The sequence below is a fragment of the Arthrobacter tecti genome, from assembly GCF_054511355.1.
On the sequence record NZ_JBTNCT010000001.1, the window covers coordinates 206,993 to 225,620 of the forward strand.

The following is an 18,628-nucleotide window of genomic DNA, read 5'->3' on the forward strand; positions in this document are numbered from 1 at the left end:
GCATCCACCGCCACTTTTACAGCGCGTAGAAGAAGCGCGGCCACCTGCACCGGAATCGTCCGGGCTCATTTCGTTTCGTTGTGTGACCCTTCACAATCTGTCGGCCACAGCCCATTCCGGACTGAAAGCGCTAAGGTTGCATGTATCGCCTGGATCACGCCCGTGCCGATGGATGTTTGCTTCAATCCGTTGCGCGCATGGGGATCTAGTCTGGGTCAGACGCAACAGTATTCAAGTTTTCAACGGTGAACGGCCGGCTGGCCTCGGGGACTTTGGCCTCCGCAGCGCAGCCTCACTCGGCGCCGCGGCGCTGGCCGTGACGTAAAGAGAGGGGCCCGGTAAACGTGCCACAGCTGGAAAAGCAGGAACTGGACTGGAACGAACTGGACGACCGCGCGGTTGATGCCGTCCGCGTACTCGCGGCGGACGCCGTGGAGAAAGTGGGGAACGGGCACCCGGGTACGGCCATGAGCCTGGCTCCCGCCGCGTACCTGATCTTTCAGAAACTCATGCGGCATGATCCTACGGACCCGGAGTGGACCGGACGGGACCGCTTCGTGCTCTCCCCCGGGCACACGTCGCTCACCCTTTATGTTCAGCTCTTCCTTTCCGGCTACGGCCTTGAGCTTGATGACCTGAAGGCCCTGCGCACCTGGGGCTCGAAGACTCCCGGCCACCCGGAATACCGCCACACCGCCGGTGTCGAGATCACCACGGGACCGCTTGGACAGGGACTGGCGTCCTCTGTCGGTTTCGCGTACGCCCAGCGCCGGATGCGCGGACTATTCGATCCCGAAGCGCCCGAGGGACAGAGTCCGTTCGACCACACCGTGTGGGTTATAGCGTCCGACGGCGACCTGCAGGAAGGCGTCACCTCGGAAGCCTCGTCCCTCGCCGGACACCAGGAACTGGGCAACCTCGTTGTTCTTTACGACGAGAACCACATTTCGATCGAAGACAACACCGACATCGCGTTCACCGAGGACGTGCTGAAGCGCTACGAGGCTTACGGCTGGCACACCCAGCGCGTCGACTGGACCAAGACCGGCGAGTACGTCGAGGACGTTGCGGAATTGTACCGCGCCCTGACTGCAGCAAAAGCTGAAACGTCGCGGCCGTCGATCGTATCCCTGCGCACCATTATCGGTTGGCCGGCCCCGAACAAGCAGAACACCGGCAAGATCCACGGCTCCGCTCTCGGCAAGGACGAAGTGGCTGCACTGAAGGAAATCCTTGGTCTCGACCCGGAGAAGCACTTCCAGGTGGACGATGAAGTGCTCGCTCACGCACGCAAGGTCGTTGACCGCGGGCGGGAAACCCACAGCGCCTGGGAAGAGGGCTTCGACGCCTGGAAGCAGGCCAATCCGGACAGCGCGGCCACACTGGAGCGCATCGCTGCCCGCGAATTGCCTCAAGGATGGGAAGCCAGCCTTCCCGCGTTCGAGGCAGGCAAGGACGTGTCCACCCGTGCGGCCTCGGGCAAGGTCCTGAGCGCCATCGGCCCGGTGCTTCCCGAACTCTGGGGTGGCTCCGCGGATCTCGCCGAGTCGAATAACACCACTATTGAAGGATCGCCGTCGTTCGTCCCCGCGTCCAAGCAGACTGAAGCGTGGGCCGGCAACCCCTACGGCCGGGTGCTGCACTTCGGTATTCGCGAACATGCGGCAGCTGCCATCGTCAACGGCATCGTGATGCACAGCAGCACGCGGGCCTTTTCCGGCACGTTCCTTATCTTCAGCGACTACCAGCGTCCGGCGATCCGGCTGGGCGCGCTCATGGGCGTCCCCGCAATCTATGTCTGGACCCACGATTCCATCGGGCTCGGTGAAGACGGTCCCACCCACCAGCCGGTGGAGCAGCTGGCGTCCTTGCGCGCCATTCCAGGGCTCGACGTCGTCCGCCCAGGTGACGCGAATGAGGTCGCCGTGGCGTGGCGAACCATCCTGGAGAACACGTCGAATCCGGCAGGCATCGTGCTCACCCGGCAGAATATTCCTACCTGGGAACGCGGACAGGGCCAGGCGACAGGTGAGACTTTTGGGTCGGCGGACGGTGTTGCGCAGGGTGGCTATGTGCTTGCGGAAGCTCCCGACGGCGAACCCGACGTGATCCTGATCGCGACGGGCTCCGAAGTCCAGTTGGCAGTCCAGGCCCGCTCCGCACTGCAGAAGGAAGGCATCGCAGCGCGCGTAGTATCGCTGCCCTGTCTGGAGTGGTTCAACCAGCAGGACGAGTCTTACCGCGAAGCGGTACTTCCCTCGAACATCCGCGCCCGCGTCTCGGTCGAGGCCGGCGTGGCGCAGGGCTGGCGTGAACTGGTCGGCGACGCCGGCAGGTCCGTCTCGCTGGAGCACTTCGGCGCTTCGGCCGACTACAAGACCCTGTTCAGGGAGTTCGGCATCACTGCGGAGGCAGTGGTCGAGGCAGCACGGGACTCCATTGCGGCAGCCGACACGCGCAACGCCCCGGACGGCACCTCAGCGGCCGCCGGAGCGTCAGCTTCCACCACCGGCGACCGCCGGTAGTCCGCCCACAGATCAGCACAATCCACCTGGTTCAAGGAGAAAAACCAATGACTCCCACCCCCACCGCGGCCCTTTCTGACGCCGGCGTGTCCATCTGGCTGGACGACCTCTCCCGCGAGCGGATCACCTCAGGCACCCTGAAGGCGCTCATCACCGAGCGCGACGTCGTCGGCGTCACCACGAACCCGAGCATCTTCGCAGCAGCCCTGAAGAACGGCGAGTCCTACTCAGCCCAGGTGAAGCAGCTCGCTGCCGCCGGGGCCGACGTCGACACCGCAGTTTTCGAGATCACGACCACCGACGTGGCGCAGGCGTGCGACGTCTTCGCGCCGGTTGCCGAGAAGACCGGAGGCGTTGACGGCAGGGTTTCGATCGAGGTCGATCCACGACTTGCCCGCGACACCCAGGGCACAATCGCGGAGGCACGCCGTCTCTTCGACGCGGTCGAACGCACCAACGTCCACATCAAGATCCCGGCAACGGTTGAGGGTCTTGAGGCCATCTCGACAACTCTCGCCGCGGGGATCAGCGTCAACGTCACGCTGATCTTCTCGCTCGAACGCTACCGTGCCGTGATCAACGCCTTCATGCTCGGGCTCGAGCAGGCAAAGGAGAACGGCCACGACCTCTCAACTATCCATTCCGTTGCCTCGTTCTTTGTTTCGCGGGTGGATGCCGAGATCGACAAGCGCCTGGATGCCCTCAGCACCGACGAGGCTGCGGGACTGCGCGGCAAGGCAGGTCTGGCAAATGCGCGCCTCGCCTACCAGGTGTATGAGGAAGCGTTCAGCTCTGAGCGGTGGCAGGTTCTTGCCGCCGGGGGTGCCCGCCCGCAGCGTCCACTCTGGGCTTCGACCGGTGTGAAGGATCCCGCATACCCCGACACCCTGTACGTAACCGGCCTGGTCGCTGACGGCGTTGTGAATACCATGCCGGAAAAGACACTTGAGGCCACCGCTGACCACGGCGAGGTCACCGGGGACACCGTAACCGGCGCGTACGACGAGTCGAACGAACTCCTGAACCGCCTCGAGAACCTCGGGATCTCCTACAAGGAGGTTGTCGAGCTGCTCGAGGAAGAGGGCCTAGACAAGTTCGTTGTCAGCTGGAAAGAGCTTCTGGAAACCGTCAACACGGCGCTCGAATCGGCGAAGGGCTAGGCGTCCATGGCAACCCTCTACGTCAACGCATCCGGGGCGGCCGCCGAAGCAATTGAACGTGCTACCCCTGAGCTCGTACAGGATCAGGTGGCCTCGCGCATCATGGCCAGGGACCAAACACTCTGGGGCCCCGAAGCAGAAGAGGAAGCAGCGATCCGGCTCGGCTGGGTTGACCTGATCGAAGCCTCCCGCGCCTTGCTGCCTTCCATTGAGCGGCTCCGCACCGACCTCTCAGCCGACGGCGTGAATCACCTGGTGCTGTGCGGCATGGGCGGATCCTCGCTCGCGCCCGAGGTCATCACCCGGACTGCCGGGGTGGAACTTACGGTCCTGGATTCAACCGATCCGGACCAGATCGTTAAGGTGCTCGCCGACCGGCTGGAAACAACGGCAATCGTGGTTTCGTCGAAGTCCGGTTCCACCGTGGAGACAGATTCCCAGCGGCGGATCTTCGAGCAGGCCTTCACCGACGCGGGCGTAGACGCGCGCAGCCGCATCATTATCGTGACCGATCCCGGTTCACCGCTGGATGAGTCTGCGCGCGCGGCCGGCTATCGGGCTGTGTTCAACGCCGACCCGAACGTCGGCGGCCGTTATTCGGCCCTCACCGCCTTCGGTCTGGTTCCTTCCGGCCTTGCCGGTGCGGACATCTCGGCGTTGCTCGACGACGCCGAGTCGATCAGTGAGTTCCTCGGCGATGACGACCCCGGCAACGTCGGTCTCCGCCTCGGGGCGGTACTGGGCGCGACCCTCCCGCTCCGCGACAAAATCGTCTTCGTAGACGAGGGTTCCGGCATTGCCGGACTCGGTGACTGGGTGGAGCAACTCATTGCCGAGTCCACCGGGAAGCTTGGAACCGGTGTGCTTCCCGTAGTCGTAGAACAGAATGCACCAGAGCTGTCCTCGGGCGCTTCCGACGTCCTCGCTGTGCACCTGGTCTCGCCGGACGCGAACGCGGAACCGGTTGGTGACGCTGTAGCCGTCGGAGGAAGCCTCGGGAGCCACCTGCTGGTGTGGGAGTTCGCGACCGCCGTGGCCGGCCGACTTCTCGGAATCAACCCGTTCGACCAGCCCGACGTTGAAGCAGCGAAGAAGGCAGCCCGCGGGCTCCTTGATGCCCAACCGGAAGCCGCGGCGCCGAACTTCGTTGACGGCGCCGTCGAGGTTCGTGGCGGTGCGACGCTGCTCGGAACAGCGCGCACGCTGGGCGAAGCGCTTGAGGCGCTGTTCGGCGCGTTGGAGCCGGGCGGTTACTTGGCTGTTCAGGCGTACCTCGACCGAATCGGTGAAGCTGCGCTGGCGGAAATCCGTCCGGAGCTCGCAAGGACAACCGGACGCCCGGTGACCTTCGGTTGGGGTCCGCGATTCCTTCACTCGACCGGCCAATTCCACAAAGGCGGCTCTGCGGTCGGTGCCTATCTCCAGATCACAGGCGCTCCGCAGGAGGATCTTTCCATCCCGGAAAGGCCGTTCACCTTCGGCGAGCTCATTTCCGCACAGGCTGCAGGAGACGCCCAGGTCCTTGAGGATGCCGGACGCCCGGTGCTGCGCCTGCACCTCGCCGATCGTGCTGCCGGCGTGAAGCAGTTGCGCGAGGTCATTGAACACCTGTCCGGTACTGCAGCTAAAGACGGAAACGGGTAATGCCGGAGAACAACAGCAGAAGCAGGAATCCCCTCCGAGATCCAAGGGACCGGCGGCTCAACCGGATCGCAGGTCCGTCATCGCTTGTCCTGTTCGGTGTGACGGGCGACCTCGCCCGCAAGAAGCTCATGCCGGCTGTGTATGATCTCGCGAACCGCGGACTGCTTCCACCGAGTTTCGCGCTCGTTGGCTTCGGCCGACGCGACTGGAGCGATGAGCAGTTTGCGGAGGAGGTCCGCTCTTCGGTGAAGCAGTATGCGCGCACGCCATTCAACGACACCGTCTGGGAGCAACTGTCCGCCGGTATCCGCTTTGTGCAGGGCAACTTCGACGACGACGACGCCTTCGTCGAGCTCAAGAAGACCGTCGAAGAACTCGACGCCACCAGGGGAACCCGCGGCAATCACGCGTTCTACCTGTCCATCCCGCCCAAGGCGTTCGAACTCGTCTGTCAGAAACTCTCTGAGCACGGCCTCGCGCAGGCCGAAGAGGGTAAGTGGCGCCGGGTTGTGATCGAGAAGCCCTTCGGACACAACCTGGAATCGGCGCGCGAGCTCAACAGCATCGTCGAACAGGTCTTTCCACCGGACGCGGTGTTCAGGATTGATCACTATCTGGGCAAGGAAACGGTCCAGAATATCCTTGCGCTCCGGTTCGCGAATCAGCTCTTTGAGCCGCTTTGGAACGCAAACTATGTTGACCATGTCCAGATCACCATGGCCGAGGACATCGGCATTGGAGGGCGAGCCGGCTATTACGACGGCGTTGGCGCGGCCCGCGACGTCATTCAGAACCATCTGCTGCAGCTGCTTGCACTGACGGCCATGGAGGAGCCGATCTCCTTCAATGCCGAGGACCTGCGCGCGGAGAAAGAGAAGGTACTCGCGGCAGTCAAGCTGCCTGAGGACCTCTCAACCCACTCCGCCCGCGGCCAGTACGACGGCGGTTGGCAAGGCGGCGAGCTGGTCAACGCCTTTCTCGACGAGGACGGCATTCCGGCCCGGTCCACCACGGAGACCTACGCGGCCATTCGGCTCGATATCAATACCAGGCGGTGGAGCGGCGTACCGTTCTACCTGCGCGCGGGAAAGCGCCTGGGACGCAGGGTGACGGAGATCGCCGTCGTCTTCAAGCGCGCACCGAACCTCCTATTCCGCGACCACGGCGAGGGCGACTTCGGACAGAACGCAGTCGTCATTCGTGTTCAGCCGGATGAGGGAGCGACCATCCGCTTCGGATCAAAGGTTCCAGGCACGCAGATGGAAGTACGCGACGTCACCATGGACTTCGGGTACGGCCACTCGTTCACCGAATCCAGTCCGGAAGCATACGAGCGGCTCATCCTCGACGTACTACTCGGCGAGCCGCCGCTCTTCCCGCGTCACCAGGAAGTGGAACTGTCGTGGAAGATTCTCGATCCGTTCGAGGAGTACTGGGCAACACTGGCGTCCGCCCCGGAAAAGTACGTTCCCGGCAGCTGGGGTCCGGCATCGGCTGATGAACTGCTGGAACGCGACGGAAGGACTTGGAGGCGGCCATGATCGTCGATCTTCCCGATACAACAACATCGAAGGTTTCCAAGGAAATCATGACCATGCGCGACAAGGGCGGCGTTGTTGCCCTTGGGCGTGTACTCACCCTCGTCGTCATCACACGATCCGGTCATGAGGAGGAGGCGATCCTCGCGGCGAATGAGGCCAGCCGCGAGCACCCATGCCGCATAATAGTCCTGGCTGAGGGAGCCGCGACGGAGCAGACGCGCCTGGATGCACAAATCCGGGTAGGCGGTGACGCCGGAGCTTCGGAAGTGATCGTCCTCAAGGGCTACGGACAGCTCGCGAGCGAAAGTGAGTCGCTTGTCTCGGCTCTCCTGTTGCCCGATGCGCCGATCGTGGCCTGGTGGCCGCATGGTGTCCCGGAAGCCGCGTCGCGTACCTCGATCGGAAGCATCGCCCACCGCAGGATCACTGATTCCGCCAACGAGTCAGATCCGACGGCGGCACTGTTCAACATCCGCCGGACATACGCGGCCGGCGATACTGACCTTGCCTGGACCCGCCTGACCAACTGGCGCATCCAACTGGCGGCGGTGATGGAACAGCTGGATGGTTCGCCGATCACCTCGGTCACTGTGGAAGGTGCATCAGACTCCCCCAGTACTGTGCTGCTTGCCGCGTGGCTTACGCTGGCCCTGAATACGCCTGTCACCATCGCGGCCGGGCCGCCAGGGACCGGACTGCACCGGGTCAGGCTCAGCCGAGCAACGGGCGACGTCGAGTTGAACCGACCCCACCGCTCCGTTGCCGAGCTCTATCAGCCGGATCAGCCGGTGCAACGAATTTCCCTGCCACGTCGCAGCCTGCAAGACTGTCTGGCGGAGGAGCTGCGGAGGCTGGACCCGGACGATGTGTTCGGGGAGGTCATCACCGAAGGGCTCGCACGGACGAACCTAAGGAGCGTACGAACCAGTGAACGCTGAACCGAAAGTCAGTGTCCATCCCGATTCCGGCCTGCTGGCTGCGTCAGTCGCGGCGCGTCTGATCACCCGCCTCGTGGATATCCAGAACGAGCGGGGTACTGCCACTGTGGTGCTGACGGGCGGAACGCTGGGTATCGGTGCTTTGCGTGCCGTGGCCGAATCCCCCGCTCGTTCGGCGGTCAACTGGAATGCGGTTGATTTTTGGTGGGGAGACGAGCGATTCCTCCCTTTTGATCACTCCGAACGGAACGCCGTGCAGGCACGTGCTGCCCTTCTTGATGAGCTGAAGATTTCCCCGAATCGTGTCCACGAGTTCGGTGCGGCCGGGGACTTCGAGAGCCAGGACGATGCCGCGGCCGACTACGCCAGAAAGCTCCAGGAAGCCGCGGACAAGGATGCCGCAGCAGAGGTTGAGCTTCGCGACCCACGCCTGCCCCGTTTCGACGTACTTCTCCTCGGGGTAGGGCCTGACGCTCATATCGCTTCGCTGTTCCCGGAAATGGCGGGTATCCGCGCCAAAGGGCAGACCGTAATCGGCGTCACCGGTTCACCGAAACCGCCGTCCGAACGTGTCAGTCTTACTCTTGAGGCGATCAACTCGGCCGAGGAAATCTGGCTGGGAGTGGCCGGGCAGGATAAGGCCGGCGCAGTCGGGCTGGCCCTGGCAGGTGCAGGCCCGGTACAGGTTCCGGCTGCGGGCGCACGTGGCCATAAAAAGACTCTGTGGCTGGTTGATCAGGAAGCTGCCAGTCAGCTGCCGGGGCGGCTGATCGGTTCGGAAGACGCCTCCGAAGAGGGTTCAGGGAACCCTGAACGCTAACACCAGTCGGCTAGCCTGACCTGCCCTTATAGGGCGTGCCGCTCCCGAAGTTGCCGGAGCGCGTCTTCGAGGACCTTCATCGCTTCGGCTTCTGTCCGCCGCTCCTTCGCGTACTGCAAGTGGCTCTTGAAGGGCTCGTCACCGTCGATACTCAGGTCCACGCCCGGTGATCTGCCTGCGGGGCGGCCACACCGACCGCACTCCCAGACTTCCGGAATTTCCGGATCGCTGAGCTTTGCGAAAGTCGGCCTGGTTTCATGACCTTCCATGCACCAGTAGCTGACCACGATCCGGTCGACCGAGGCGGCCTTCCTCTCGGCATCGAGGTGCCTGCCCGACGCTCCCGAACTGTACTCGGTGCCTATTCTTGTGCCCTTAAAAGCGTGTCCCGCGTTCACCATGGATTACTCCCATCAGTACCGCACACGACCTGCGATGAGGTTCAGTGTACGCCTAACGGTGGTGACGCTCAGATGGCTTGGATCGGGTGCGGATTCCGACCCTGTTAAGCGCTGGGTCAGGAGTCGCCGGAAAAACGCTGGATCAGCCCGAGGGCGATGATTACGACACCCCAGGCCAAACCGAGCGCGACCGTGAAGCGGTTGAGATTTCGCTCAGCGACACCGGAGGATCCCATGCTGGTGGTCATACCGCCGCCGAACATATCGGACATGCCGCCGCCGCGCCCCTTATGGAGCAGGATCAGCAGCGTGAGCAGCAGGCTGGTGATGCCCAGCAGTACCAACAGAATGATACGGAGAATTTCCACAGTGACCTTTCAGTGTGACCTAGTCGGTCACCAGATGGTGCTCGAACCTGACAATGTTAGCAAACTCGGACACGTCAAGACTCGCTCCACCGACCAGCACGCCGTCGACGTCGCGCTCCTTCAGGATGGAGGCGGCGTTTGACGCCTTCACGGAACCGCCGTAGAGAAGCCGGGTACGGGCCGCTACGGAGTCATCAAACAGCGAGGCGAGCTCGGCCCGAATGGCAGCACACATTTCCTGGGCGTCTTCGGGCCCGGCCACTTCCCCGGTGCCAATAGCCCATACCGGTTCATATGCGACTACCAGCTCGGCGGCCTGATCGGCGCTGAGACCGCGGACCCCTTGCCGCAGCTGGTCGAGGCTGTGCTCCACGTGCCGGCCGGACTGTCGGGTCTCAAGCCCTTCTCCAACACAGAGAACGGGAACGAGATTGTGCCGGTAAGCTGCCTGCACCTTTTGGTTCAGCACCTCGTCACTTTCCTGGTGGATCATCCTGCGCTCGGAGTGCCCGACGAGGGCGTAGGTGCAGCCCAATTTCTCCAGGAACTGGCCGGAGATATCCCCGGTATAGGCACCGGAATCATGCGGTGAGAGATCCTGGCCCCCATACACCACGTGAAGGTCATCGCCTTTGACCAGAGTCTGAACTCCACGCAGATCGGTGAACGGCGGGAAAACCGCCACTTCAACGCGACCGTAGTCATGGTTGGCATCGTCAAGCGTCCATGCAAGCTTCTGCAGGAGTGTGATGCCCTGGACGTGATCGAGATTCATCTTCCAGTTGCCGGCGATCAGCGGACGGCGGTCAAACTTACCGTTCGTCGAGGAGGTCATTCGTGCTCCAGTTCTAATGGTGGTGCCAGTGGGTTGTCAGCGCTGCAGGGCTGTTAGCCCAGGAAGTTCCTTGCCTTCCAGGTATTCCAGGCTCGCTCCGCCGCCGGTGGAAATATGCCCGAAGCTGGCTTCATCGAAGCCGAGCGCACGAACCGCTGCTGCGGAGTCTCCTCCGCCGACTACGGTGAGAGCGCCCGAAGCAGTTGCCTTCGCCAGGGCCTGGGCAACCGCACGCGTCCCCGTTGCAAAAGCATCGAATTCGAAGACTCCCATAGGCCCGTTCCAGAACACCGTCCGGGCACTGGAAATGTGCCCGGCGAAGAGTGCCCCGGAGTCAGGTCCGATATCCAGCCCAATACCGGAGCCGCCGAAGCGGGTAGTCTCCATCCGTTCCGCGGTCACCCTTTCATGAGCGGCGTCAGGAGCGAACTTCTCCGCAACCACGATGTCGGTTGGCAGAACAATCTCGGTGCCGGCTTCCGCCGCACGGGCGAGGTAGCCGCGGACAGTGTCCAATTGGTCTTTCTCGAGCAGACTGGACCCTACCGGGTGCCCCTGGGCAGCAAGGAAAGTGAACACCATGCCGCCGCCGATCAGCAAACGGTCAGCGGTACCGATCAGGTTCTCGATGACGGCCAGCTTGTCCGACACCTTCGAACCGCCGAGAACCACCACGAATGGCCGCTCAGGCTCCTTGGTGAGGCGCTGCAGCACATCCACCTCCGCCTTCACAAGGTCACCCTGGTAGGCGGGCAGACGGTGCGCGATGTCATACACGCTCGCATGCTTCCGGTGGACTGCCCCGAAAGCGTCGTCGACATAGGCACCGTCCGGGCCGGCCAGCTGTGCCAACTCGTCCGCAAACAGTCCACGCTCGGCGTCGTCCTTGCTGGTTTCCCGTGCATCGAAGCGCACATTCTCCAGTACGAGGACTTCGCCGCCAACGAGAGCCGCCGCGTGTTCGCGGGCACTGCCGCCCGTGACGTCTCCGGCAAGCGTCACGTTGAACTCCGCAAGCTCCGCCAGGCGGTCCACAGCGGGTTTCAGCGAGTACTTCTCCTCCGGAGCTCCCTTGGGACGGCCGAGGTGTGCGAGAACAATCACGCTCGCGCCGGCCTGCGTGAGCTTCTCCAGAACGGGAAGCGATGCGCGGATCCGGCCGTCGTCCGTTACCCGCAGGTTTGGCACGTCACTGTCGAGAGGGACGTTCAGGTCCGACCGGACCAGAACACGCCTTCCGCTGACGCCGTCAGCCAGCAATTCATCCAGCGATGCAAATCCCATGTTCGCCTAGGAGAGCTTGGCGGCGACGAGCTCGGTGAGGTCTACCAGCCTGTTGGAGTAGCCCCACTCGTTGTCATACCAGCCCACAACCTTCACCTGGTTGCCGATGACCTTGGTCAGCCCGGCGTCAAAGATACACGAAGCGGGATCGGTGGTGATGTCGGAGGAAACGATCGGCGCTTCGGTGTACGTGAGGTAGCCCTTGAGTACACCGTCGGCTGCTGCGGACTTGTAGGCGGCGTTGACTTCTTCGGCGGAGACCTCCCGGCCCACCGTTACCGTGAGGTCGGTGGCTGAACCGGTGGGGACGGGAACACGGATGGCATAGCCGTCCAGCTTGCCCTTCAACTCGGGCAGCACGAGGCCGATCGCCTTGGCGGCTCCGGTGGACGTGGGGACCATGTTGATGGCTGCTGCGCGCGCACGGCGGAGGTCCTTGTGTGGACCGTCCTGCAGGTTCTGGTCCGCAGTGTAGGCGTGGATCGTGGTCATCAGGCCACGCTCGATTCCAAAGCTGTCGTTCAGGACCTTCGCGAGGGGCCCGAGGCAGTTGGTAGTGCAGGAAGCATTGGAGATGATGTTGTGGTTCTCGGGATCGTAGAGATCGTCGTTGACACCGAGGACAATTGTGATGTCTTCATCCGACGCCGGAGCGGAAATGAGCACTTTCCTGGCACCGGCGTCGATGTGCTTCTGCGCATCTGAGGCTTTGGTGAAGAAGCCGGTGGACTCGACCACGATGTCCACGCCCAGCTCTCCCCAGGGCAGGTTCGCGGGATCACGCTCGGCTAGCACCTTGATGGTCTTTCCATCAACAACCAGGGCGCCGTCGGCAACTTCCACGCTTGCGGCCAAGCGGCCCGTGACGGAGTCGTACTTCAATAGGTGCGCCAGGGTTTCGGGACTTGTGAGGTCATTGACTGCGACGATCTCAAGATCAGCGCCCTGTTCCAGGGCTGCGCGGAAGTAGTTGCGTCCAATGCGGCCGAACCCATTGATTCCTACACGAGTAGTCACTGTTGCTATCTCCTTGATAGGGGTTGTTGCCGGCGGCTGTCGTCCTCACACGGAAGGCGGACCGTTCGGCGTCTGAAATACATTGCACCGCACTGTGCGCGTTTTGGAGCGTGGGGGAGGTCGCGGGTCCATGTCCTGCTGTGACGCACGCGACAATGACCATCTTACGCACCGGGGCACCTTTCCTGCCCGACTGGGCAGGAAAGGTTACGCCGGGACACAGCGGGCCGGATCAGGAGAGCGTGATGAGTCCGGTCGCGTGGGTGCGTGCAGCCTCGAAGCGCCGGGAGACGTCGGCCCAGTTGACGATATTCCAGAAGGCCTTCACGTAGTCGGCCTTGACATTGACGTAATCCAGGTAGAAGGCATGCTCCCACATGTCGAGCATCAGCAGCGGTGTTGTACCGACCGCAACATTGCCCTGCTGGTCGTAGAGCTGCTCAATGACGAGGTTGCCGCCGATCGGTTCGTAGGCAAGGAAAGCCCAGCCCGAGCCCTGGAGGCTCAGCGCTGCCGCAGTGAACTGACCGCGGAATGCGTCGAACGAGCCGAACGCGTCATCGAGTGCCGCCGCCAGTTCGCCCTCTGGCTTGTCGCCCCCCTCAGGCGAGAGATTGTTCCAAAAGACCGAGTGGTTCACATGACCGCCAGTGTGGAAGGCGAGGTCCTTGGACAGCTTGGGGATGTTGGTGAAGTCCCCCTTCTCACGGGCTTCGGCAAGCTGCGCCATGGCGTCATTCGCGCCCTTGACGTAGGCGGCATGGTGCTTGCTGTGGTGAAGCTCCATAATCCGCGCGGAGATGTGCGGCTCCAGGGCCGCGTAGTCATAGTTCAATTCAGGCAATACGTATTCGCTCACGAAATCCTCCATGTCCTGTGTTGCTCTTGCGGGGTTGAATCCCAGCTTGCGCGGTGGTCCCGAAGGGACCGTTACCCATCCCGGCGGGAAGCAGTGCTTCCTGCGGAGGGCCGCTTCTCCATCCTATGCACGGATTCACTCTTCCAACATGTCGGCGGTCACATTGGCTTCGGTGCCCGGGATACCCAGATCCGTTGCCCGTTTATCAGCCATAGCGAGCAACCGCCGGATCCGGCCGGCAATAGCGTCCTTGGTCATCGGCGGGTCCGCGATCCGCCCGAGTTCATCAAGGCTTGCCTGCTTGTGCGCCACGCGCAACTCCCCTGCGTACTTCAAGTGCTGGGGCACCTCTTCGCCGAGAATCTCCAGGGCCCGCTCCACGCGTGCTCCTGCCGCAACGGCGGCCTGGGCGGAGCGGCGCAGGTTGGCGTCGTCGAAATTAGCGAGGCGGTTGGCGGTGGCGCGTACTTCCTTTCGCATCCGCCGTTCCTCCCAGACCATGAGCGCATCGTGGGCACCCATCCGGGTCAGCAGGACCGCGATGGTGTCACCGTCACGGATTACCACGCGGTCGACGCCGCGGACTTCGCGCGCCTTGGCGGTTATTCCAAGCCTTCGCGCGGCCCCCACCAGCGCCAGCGCGGACTCAGGGCCGGGACAAGTGACTTCCAGTGCCGAGGACCTGCCAGGTTCGGTGAGCGAGCCGTGTGCGAGGAAGGCTCCACGCCAGACAGCTTCGGCGTCCGCGGCGGAGCCGTTGACGACGGCGGATGGCAGCCCACGAACGGGTCTGCCGCGGTTGTCCAGGAGCCCGGTTTGCCGGGCGAGCGATTCGCCGTCCCGCACGACGCGCACGACGTATCGGTTGCCGCGTCTCAGTCCGTTGCCGGACACCACGATAATTTCGCTGTTGTGTCCGTATACGTCTGCTATGGCGCTCCGCAACCGTCTCGCCGTTGAGGCGAGATCGACCTCTGCCTCTATGACGATGCGCCCGGAAATGATGTGAAGCCCGCCGGCAAAGCGAAGAAGGGAAGAGACTTCGGCTTTACGTACCGACGATTTCTTGACGTCGAGGTGCGAGAGCTCCTCTTTAACATCCGCGGTCAACGCCACAGACACCCTCCTAGAATTCGCCGAACATGTCGTGGTAAGCCGTTGCCAGACGCAAGGCGTCATGAACGGGTCCGCCGCTTGAAGAGCCTACTTTACCCAAGATCGTCCGGCCGCCCATTTCCTTCACTGCGGCCTCGAACTCTGCCCTGTCAGCCACCACCGACGGATCCGCGATTACCGCGTCCACCCTGAAATCAGGGGCGTAGCGCCGGATCACGCCCAGGTGGTCGACGGCGTTCATGCCCTGGGTTTCCTTTGTGTCATTGCTGAGGTTCATCGTCAGGCAGCGACGCGCCGTTGTGGTGCACAGGGCGTCGCGGAGCTCAGGCAACAGGAGGTGCGGAAGTACGGAGGTGTACCAGGAACCCGGCCCGAGGATGACCCAGTCCGCCAGCTCGATCGCGTTCAGCGCATCCACACACGCCGTAGCGTCCTCTGGCAGAAGACGAACCCTACTGACGTTTCCCGCGCTGCCCGCAACCGCGAGTTCGGCCTGTCCGGAGACTGTATGCAGCTGGAGCCGGCCGTCCTTCTCGGAGAGCACATCCCCCTCGATGGTCAGGGGAACACTGGCCATCGGGAGGACCCGGCCGCGCGCACCAAGCAGCGCCCCGGCCCACTGCAGACCTGCGACCGGATCGCCGAGAAGCTCCCAGAGCGTGACGATCAGCAGGTTGCCCAGAGCATGGTTGTCCAGGGAGCCCTCGACGCCGTCGCGCGAGGCGAAGCGGTGCTGCATCACGTCTCGCCAGGTCCTGCCCCAGTCTGTATCGTCACACAGTGCCGCAAGCGCCATCCGGAGGTCACCGGGGGGAAGCACGCCAAGCTCACGCCGCAGGCGCCCGGAGGAGCCGCCGTCGTCGGCCACTGTCACGACCGCCGTCAACTCCGAGGTGAGCAGGCGCAACGCCGACAGCGACGCCGACAAGCCATGTCCGCCACCCAGTGCAACGACCGACGGCGCGCTGTCCTGCGCGCCGGGACCCGAACGGGAGGTCGACGTAGCCGGAATGAGCGGCAGCGAACCGGTCAGGATCGCCACTATTCCCGCCCGAGATCACGGTGGTGCGCCATCACCTGCAGTCTCGGCAGTTGTGCGAGGCGCTGGGCAATCTCTTCGGTTACCGCGACCGAGCGATGCTTTCCGCCGGTGCAGCCCACGGCGATGGTGGCGTAATGCTTGTTCTCGCGGCGATACCCCTCAAGGACGGGCTCGAGCGCGTTGACATAGCGGTCGACGAACTCGGATGCACCGTTCGCGGTGAGCACGTAATCCCGAACGGGCCCGTCCAGGCCAGTCTGCGGACGGAGAACCGGCACCCAGTGCGGGTTCGGTATGAAGCGGACGTCCGCAACAAAGTTCGCGTCCACCGGCAGCCCGTACTTGAAGCCGAAGCTCATGACGTTCAGCCGCAGCACGATGGGCCCTGAATCCGAGAACAGCTCGGTGATCTGCGTCGCCAGGGCGTGGACATTCAGCTGGGTGGTGTCCACGACCAGGTCCGAAGCATGCTTGAGTTCCTTCAGAACGTCCCGCTCGGCGGAAATCCCATCGAGGATGCGGCCGTCTCCCTGCAGCGGGTGTGGGCGTCTCCCCTGCTCGAACCGACGGACAAGCGTGTCATCGGCGGCGTCCAGGAACAGCACCCGATACGTGATTCCCGCGGCCCGCAGGGAAGCGAGTGACCCCTGCACATCCTGGAACAATTCCTTGCTGCGCACATCGATGACGACGGCGAGCTTGGGAATCGATTCCGGCGTCCGGGAGACAATCTCGGTCAGGGTGCTGAGCATCTGCGGGGGAAGGTTCTCAACGACGTACCAGCCGTGGTCCTCCAGCGCGTTGGCGGCCGTACTACGCCCGGCACCGGACATCCCGGTGACGACCAGCAGTTCGGATTCGGCAGGTTTGACCGGCGTCAGTCCGTCAGCCTCTTTCATATTCTTCGATTCCATCCCACCGTTGCACCCGAATTACACCGCGCCGTTCCTCGCCCGAGATCCGTTGGACCGGGCGGTGTACGGCCGCGCCTCCAGCTTCTACCCTAACGCGTCCGGACCTCCCCAGACTCGCTTCGCTCGTCTGGGGACCCCTCGTTGCCGGCTAGGATTCCAGTACCTCGCCGGTCGTCATATTGACCGCCGTGGGCGGGGCGTCACTGCCGTTCCCGGAACCTTCCTTCGCAAGCTGGCCGCGGATTACCGCCGCCAATGCCGGACCCACTCCCTGTACCTGCTGGAGCTCCTCGACGCTCGCGTTACGCAGTTTGCGGACCGAGCCGAAGTGCTTGAGGAGTGAACGGCGCTTCGCCGGGCCGAGGCCCGGCACGTCGTCAAGCGCAGATACCGTCATGGACTTCCCGCGCTTCTGCCGGTGGTAGGCGATCGCGAAGCGGTGCGCCTCATCACGAATCCGCTGCAGCAGGAAGAGCCCTTCCGAGGCCCGCGGCAGAATGACCGGGAAATCACCCTCCGGCAGCCACACCTCCTCCAGGCGCTTGGCAAGCCCGACGACGAACACGTCGTCGATGCCCAGGTCGCCGAGCGCCCGTGCAGCTGCCCGGACCTGGGGTTGGCCGCCGTCTACCACGACGAGGTTAGGCGGGTACGCGAATTTCTGGCGCGCCACCGGACGGGTGGAATCGGCAACCGGCCCGCCGCCGTCGTCGTCGTTCCCTTCTCCCGGCAGGGAATCCAGGGGGTTCTGCTCCGCCAGGTAGTTGCGGAACCTGCGGGAGATGACGTCGTACATGGATGCGGTGTCATCCCGTGCGGCATCGCCGGTGATCGAGAAGCGGCGGTAATCGGCCTTGCGGGGCAGCCCGTCCTCCACCACAACCATGGAGGCGACCACGTTGGTTCCCTGCACATGCGAGATGTCGAAGCATTCGATGCGCATGAGCGGCTGCGGAAGGTCCAGTGCTTCCTGAAGCTCCTGCAGCGCTGCAGAGCGGGTGGTGATGTCCCCGGCGCGGCGGCTCTTGTGCAGCCGAAGGGAATCGGCGGCGTTCTGCTCGACGGTCCCACGAAGGGTTGCCTTGTCACCGCGCTGCGGTACCCGGATATCAGCCCGCGCCCCGCGCAGACCGCGCAGCCACTCACGCATCTGTTCTTCGTTGCTTGGAAGCACGGGCACAAGGACCTCGCGGGGGATGCGGTTGTTGCTGCTGTTTCCTTCGCCGTAAACCTGCTGCAGCAGATGTTCCACCAGGTCTGCGGTGCTCATGTCCTCGACCTTCTCAACCACCCAGCCACGCTGGCCGCGGATGCGGCCGCCGCGCACGTGGAAAACCTGGGCGGCTGCCTCCAACTCATCCTCCGCCAGGGCAAATACGTCGGCGTCAGTATCTTCGCTCAGTACCACCGTGTTGCGCTCAAAGACCCGTTTAAGGGCGGCGATGTCGTCGCGGATTCTCGCCGCCGCCTCGTAATCCAGTTCCGCTACGGCAGCCGCCATCCGTTGCTCCAGGTCCCGGATGAAGCGGCCGGCCTGACCGGACATGAAGTCGCAGAACTGTACCGCCAGCTCGCGGTGCTCATCCGCGGAAACCCTGCCAACGCATGGCGCGGAGCACTTATCGATGTAGCCGAGGAGGCATGGGCGGCCCGAGCGCTCGGCGCGCTTGAACACGCCGGAGCTGCAGGTGCGTACGGGGAAAACCCTCAGAAGGGTGTCAACGGTCTCACGGATTGCCTTGGCCGGATAGAACGGCCCGAAGTACCGGGTGTCCTTCCTCCGGTCCCCGCGCATCACCTGTACCCTCGGATACTTCTCCCCGAGGGTCACCGCCAGGTAGGGGTAGGACTTGTCATCCCGGAACATGACGTTGAACCGGGGATTGAACTCCTTGATCCAGGTGTATTCGAGCTGGAGGGCTTCGAGCTCGCTACCGACGACCGTCCACTCCACACTGGCGGCGGTGTGCACCATGGCACGGGTCCGCGGCATCAATGACTGTGGGTTGGCGAAATAGGAGTTCAGCCGTGACCTGAGATTCTTGGCTTTGCCCACGTAGACGACCCGCTGATGCTGGTCCCGGAATCTATATACCCCCGGATCCTGCGGAATTTCGCCGGTTTTGGGCCGGTATGTTGCTGGATCTGCCACCGTTTCATCCTA

At 63.4% G+C, this 18,628-nt stretch carries 16 protein-coding genes; 6 read left to right on the top strand and 10 right to left on the bottom strand.

All coding sequences use genetic code 11. The features are described from left to right. Window positions 1-353 precede the first annotated feature (353 nt). Genes tkt through pgl form a run of 6 tightly spaced genes read left to right on the top strand, consistent with a single transcriptional unit; the run spans window position 354 to window position 8,628 of the window. Complete coding sequence (gene tkt / locus ACX80C_RS00990) at window positions 354-2,525, top strand: transketolase (protein ID WP_459324614.1); 2,172 nt, start codon at window positions 354-356, stop codon at window positions 2,523-2,525. Between the two features lie 47 nt (window positions 2,526-2,572). After that, entirely contained in the window at window positions 2,573-3,685 is a 1,113-nt protein-coding gene (gene tal / locus ACX80C_RS00995; protein ID WP_459324364.1) for a transaldolase, read from the top strand. A 6-nt stretch (window positions 3,686-3,691) separates the two neighbouring features. Beyond that, entirely contained in the window at window positions 3,692-5,329 is a 1,638-nt protein-coding gene (locus ACX80C_RS01000; RefSeq protein ID WP_459324365.1) for a glucose-6-phosphate isomerase, read from the top strand. Further along, a complete protein-coding gene (gene zwf / locus ACX80C_RS01005) occupies window positions 5,329-6,870 on the top strand; it encodes a glucose-6-phosphate dehydrogenase (protein ID WP_459324366.1) in 1,542 nt (513 codons plus the stop codon). The genes ACX80C_RS01000 and zwf overlap by 1 nt, the downstream gene beginning before the upstream one ends. Further along, the gene (locus ACX80C_RS01010; protein ID WP_459324367.1) at window positions 6,867-7,808 is read left to right on the top strand and encodes a glucose-6-phosphate dehydrogenase assembly protein OpcA; all 942 of its coding nucleotides are present in this window, start codon (window positions 6,867-6,869) and stop codon (window positions 7,806-7,808) included. Before zwf ends, ACX80C_RS01010 begins: the two co-directional genes overlap by 4 nt. Beyond that, window positions 7,798-8,628, top strand: a complete 831-nt coding sequence (pgl, locus tag ACX80C_RS01015) for a 6-phosphogluconolactonase (RefSeq protein WP_459324368.1) — start codon at window positions 7,798-7,800, stop codon at window positions 8,626-8,628. The genes ACX80C_RS01010 and pgl overlap by 11 nt, the downstream gene beginning before the upstream one ends. Before the next feature lie 26 nt (window positions 8,629-8,654). Here the strand turns inward: pgl and ACX80C_RS01020 are convergent, their stop codons facing one another. From ACX80C_RS01020 to uvrC, 10 genes are all read right to left on the bottom strand, one after another. Then, on the bottom strand, window positions 8,655-9,029 hold the full coding sequence (locus ACX80C_RS01020; RefSeq protein ID WP_459324369.1) for an RNA polymerase-binding protein RbpA: 375 nt from the start codon (window positions 9,027-9,029) through the stop codon (window positions 8,655-8,657). Between the two features lie 116 nt (window positions 9,030-9,145). Continuing rightward, the gene (secG, locus tag ACX80C_RS01025) at window positions 9,146-9,397 is read right to left on the bottom strand and encodes a preprotein translocase subunit SecG (protein ID WP_167992815.1); all 252 of its coding nucleotides are present in this window, start codon (window positions 9,395-9,397) and stop codon (window positions 9,146-9,148) included. A 19-nt stretch (window positions 9,398-9,416) separates the two neighbouring features. Further along, on the bottom strand, window positions 9,417-10,232 hold the full coding sequence (tpiA, locus tag ACX80C_RS01030) for a triose-phosphate isomerase (RefSeq protein ID WP_459324370.1): 816 nt from the start codon (window positions 10,230-10,232) through the stop codon (window positions 9,417-9,419). 36 nt (window positions 10,233-10,268) lie between these two features. Continuing rightward, a complete protein-coding gene (locus ACX80C_RS01035) occupies window positions 10,269-11,516 on the bottom strand; it encodes a phosphoglycerate kinase (protein ID WP_459324371.1) in 1,248 nt (415 codons plus the stop codon). 6 nt (window positions 11,517-11,522) lie between these two features. Then, a complete protein-coding gene (gene gap, locus ACX80C_RS01040) occupies window positions 11,523-12,533 on the bottom strand; it encodes a type I glyceraldehyde-3-phosphate dehydrogenase (RefSeq protein ID WP_459324372.1) in 1,011 nt (336 codons plus the stop codon). Between the two features lie 232 nt (window positions 12,534-12,765). Beyond that, complete coding sequence (locus tag ACX80C_RS01045; RefSeq protein ID WP_459324373.1) at window positions 12,766-13,392, bottom strand: superoxide dismutase; 627 nt, start codon at window positions 13,390-13,392, stop codon at window positions 12,766-12,768. A gap of 135 nt (window positions 13,393-13,527) precedes the next feature. Next, entirely contained in the window at window positions 13,528-14,508 is a 981-nt protein-coding gene (whiA, locus tag ACX80C_RS01050; protein ID WP_459324374.1) for a DNA-binding protein WhiA, read from the bottom strand. A 10-nt stretch (window positions 14,509-14,518) separates the two neighbouring features. Further along, on the bottom strand, window positions 14,519-15,550 hold the full coding sequence (locus ACX80C_RS01055) for a gluconeogenesis factor YvcK family protein (protein WP_459324375.1): 1,032 nt from the start codon (window positions 15,548-15,550) through the stop codon (window positions 14,519-14,521). After that, a complete protein-coding gene (gene rapZ, locus ACX80C_RS01060; RefSeq protein WP_459324376.1) occupies window positions 15,550-16,449 on the bottom strand; it encodes an RNase adapter RapZ in 900 nt (299 codons plus the stop codon). The genes ACX80C_RS01055 and rapZ overlap by 1 nt, the downstream gene beginning before the upstream one ends. Window positions 16,450-16,612: 163 nt before the next feature. Further along, window positions 16,613-18,616: an excinuclease ABC subunit UvrC gene (gene uvrC / locus ACX80C_RS01065; protein ID WP_459324377.1), complete on the bottom strand. Its 2,004-nt coding sequence runs from the start codon at window positions 18,614-18,616 to the stop codon at window positions 16,613-16,615. Window positions 18,617-18,628 lie beyond the last annotated feature (12 nt).

Excerpts from the sequence above, each read along its gene's own strand:
- tal (WP_459324364.1), top strand. The coding sequence starts at position 2,573 with ATGACTCCCACCCCCACCGCGGCCCTTTCTGACGCCGGCGTGTCCATC.
- ACX80C_RS01000 (WP_459324365.1), top strand. The coding sequence starts at position 3,692 with ATGGCAACCCTCTACGTCAACGCATCCGGGGCGGCCGCCGAAGCAATT.
- zwf (WP_459324366.1), top strand. The coding sequence starts at position 5,329 with ATGCCGGAGAACAACAGCAGAAGCAGGAATCCCCTCCGAGATCCAAGG.
- ACX80C_RS01010 (WP_459324367.1), top strand. The coding sequence starts at position 6,867 with ATGATCGTCGATCTTCCCGATACAACAACATCGAAGGTTTCCAAGGAA.
- ACX80C_RS01020 (WP_459324369.1), bottom strand. The coding sequence starts at position 9,029 with ATGGTGAACGCGGGACACGCTTTTAAGGGCACAAGAATAGGCACCGAG.
- tpiA (WP_459324370.1), bottom strand. The coding sequence starts at position 10,232 with ATGACCTCCTCGACGAACGGTAAGTTTGACCGCCGTCCGCTGATCGCC.
- ACX80C_RS01035 (WP_459324371.1), bottom strand. The coding sequence starts at position 11,516 with ATGGGATTTGCATCGCTGGATGAATTGCTGGCTGACGGCGTCAGCGGA.
- rapZ (WP_459324376.1), bottom strand. The coding sequence starts at position 16,449 with ATGAAAGAGGCTGACGGACTGACGCCGGTCAAACCTGCCGAATCCGAA.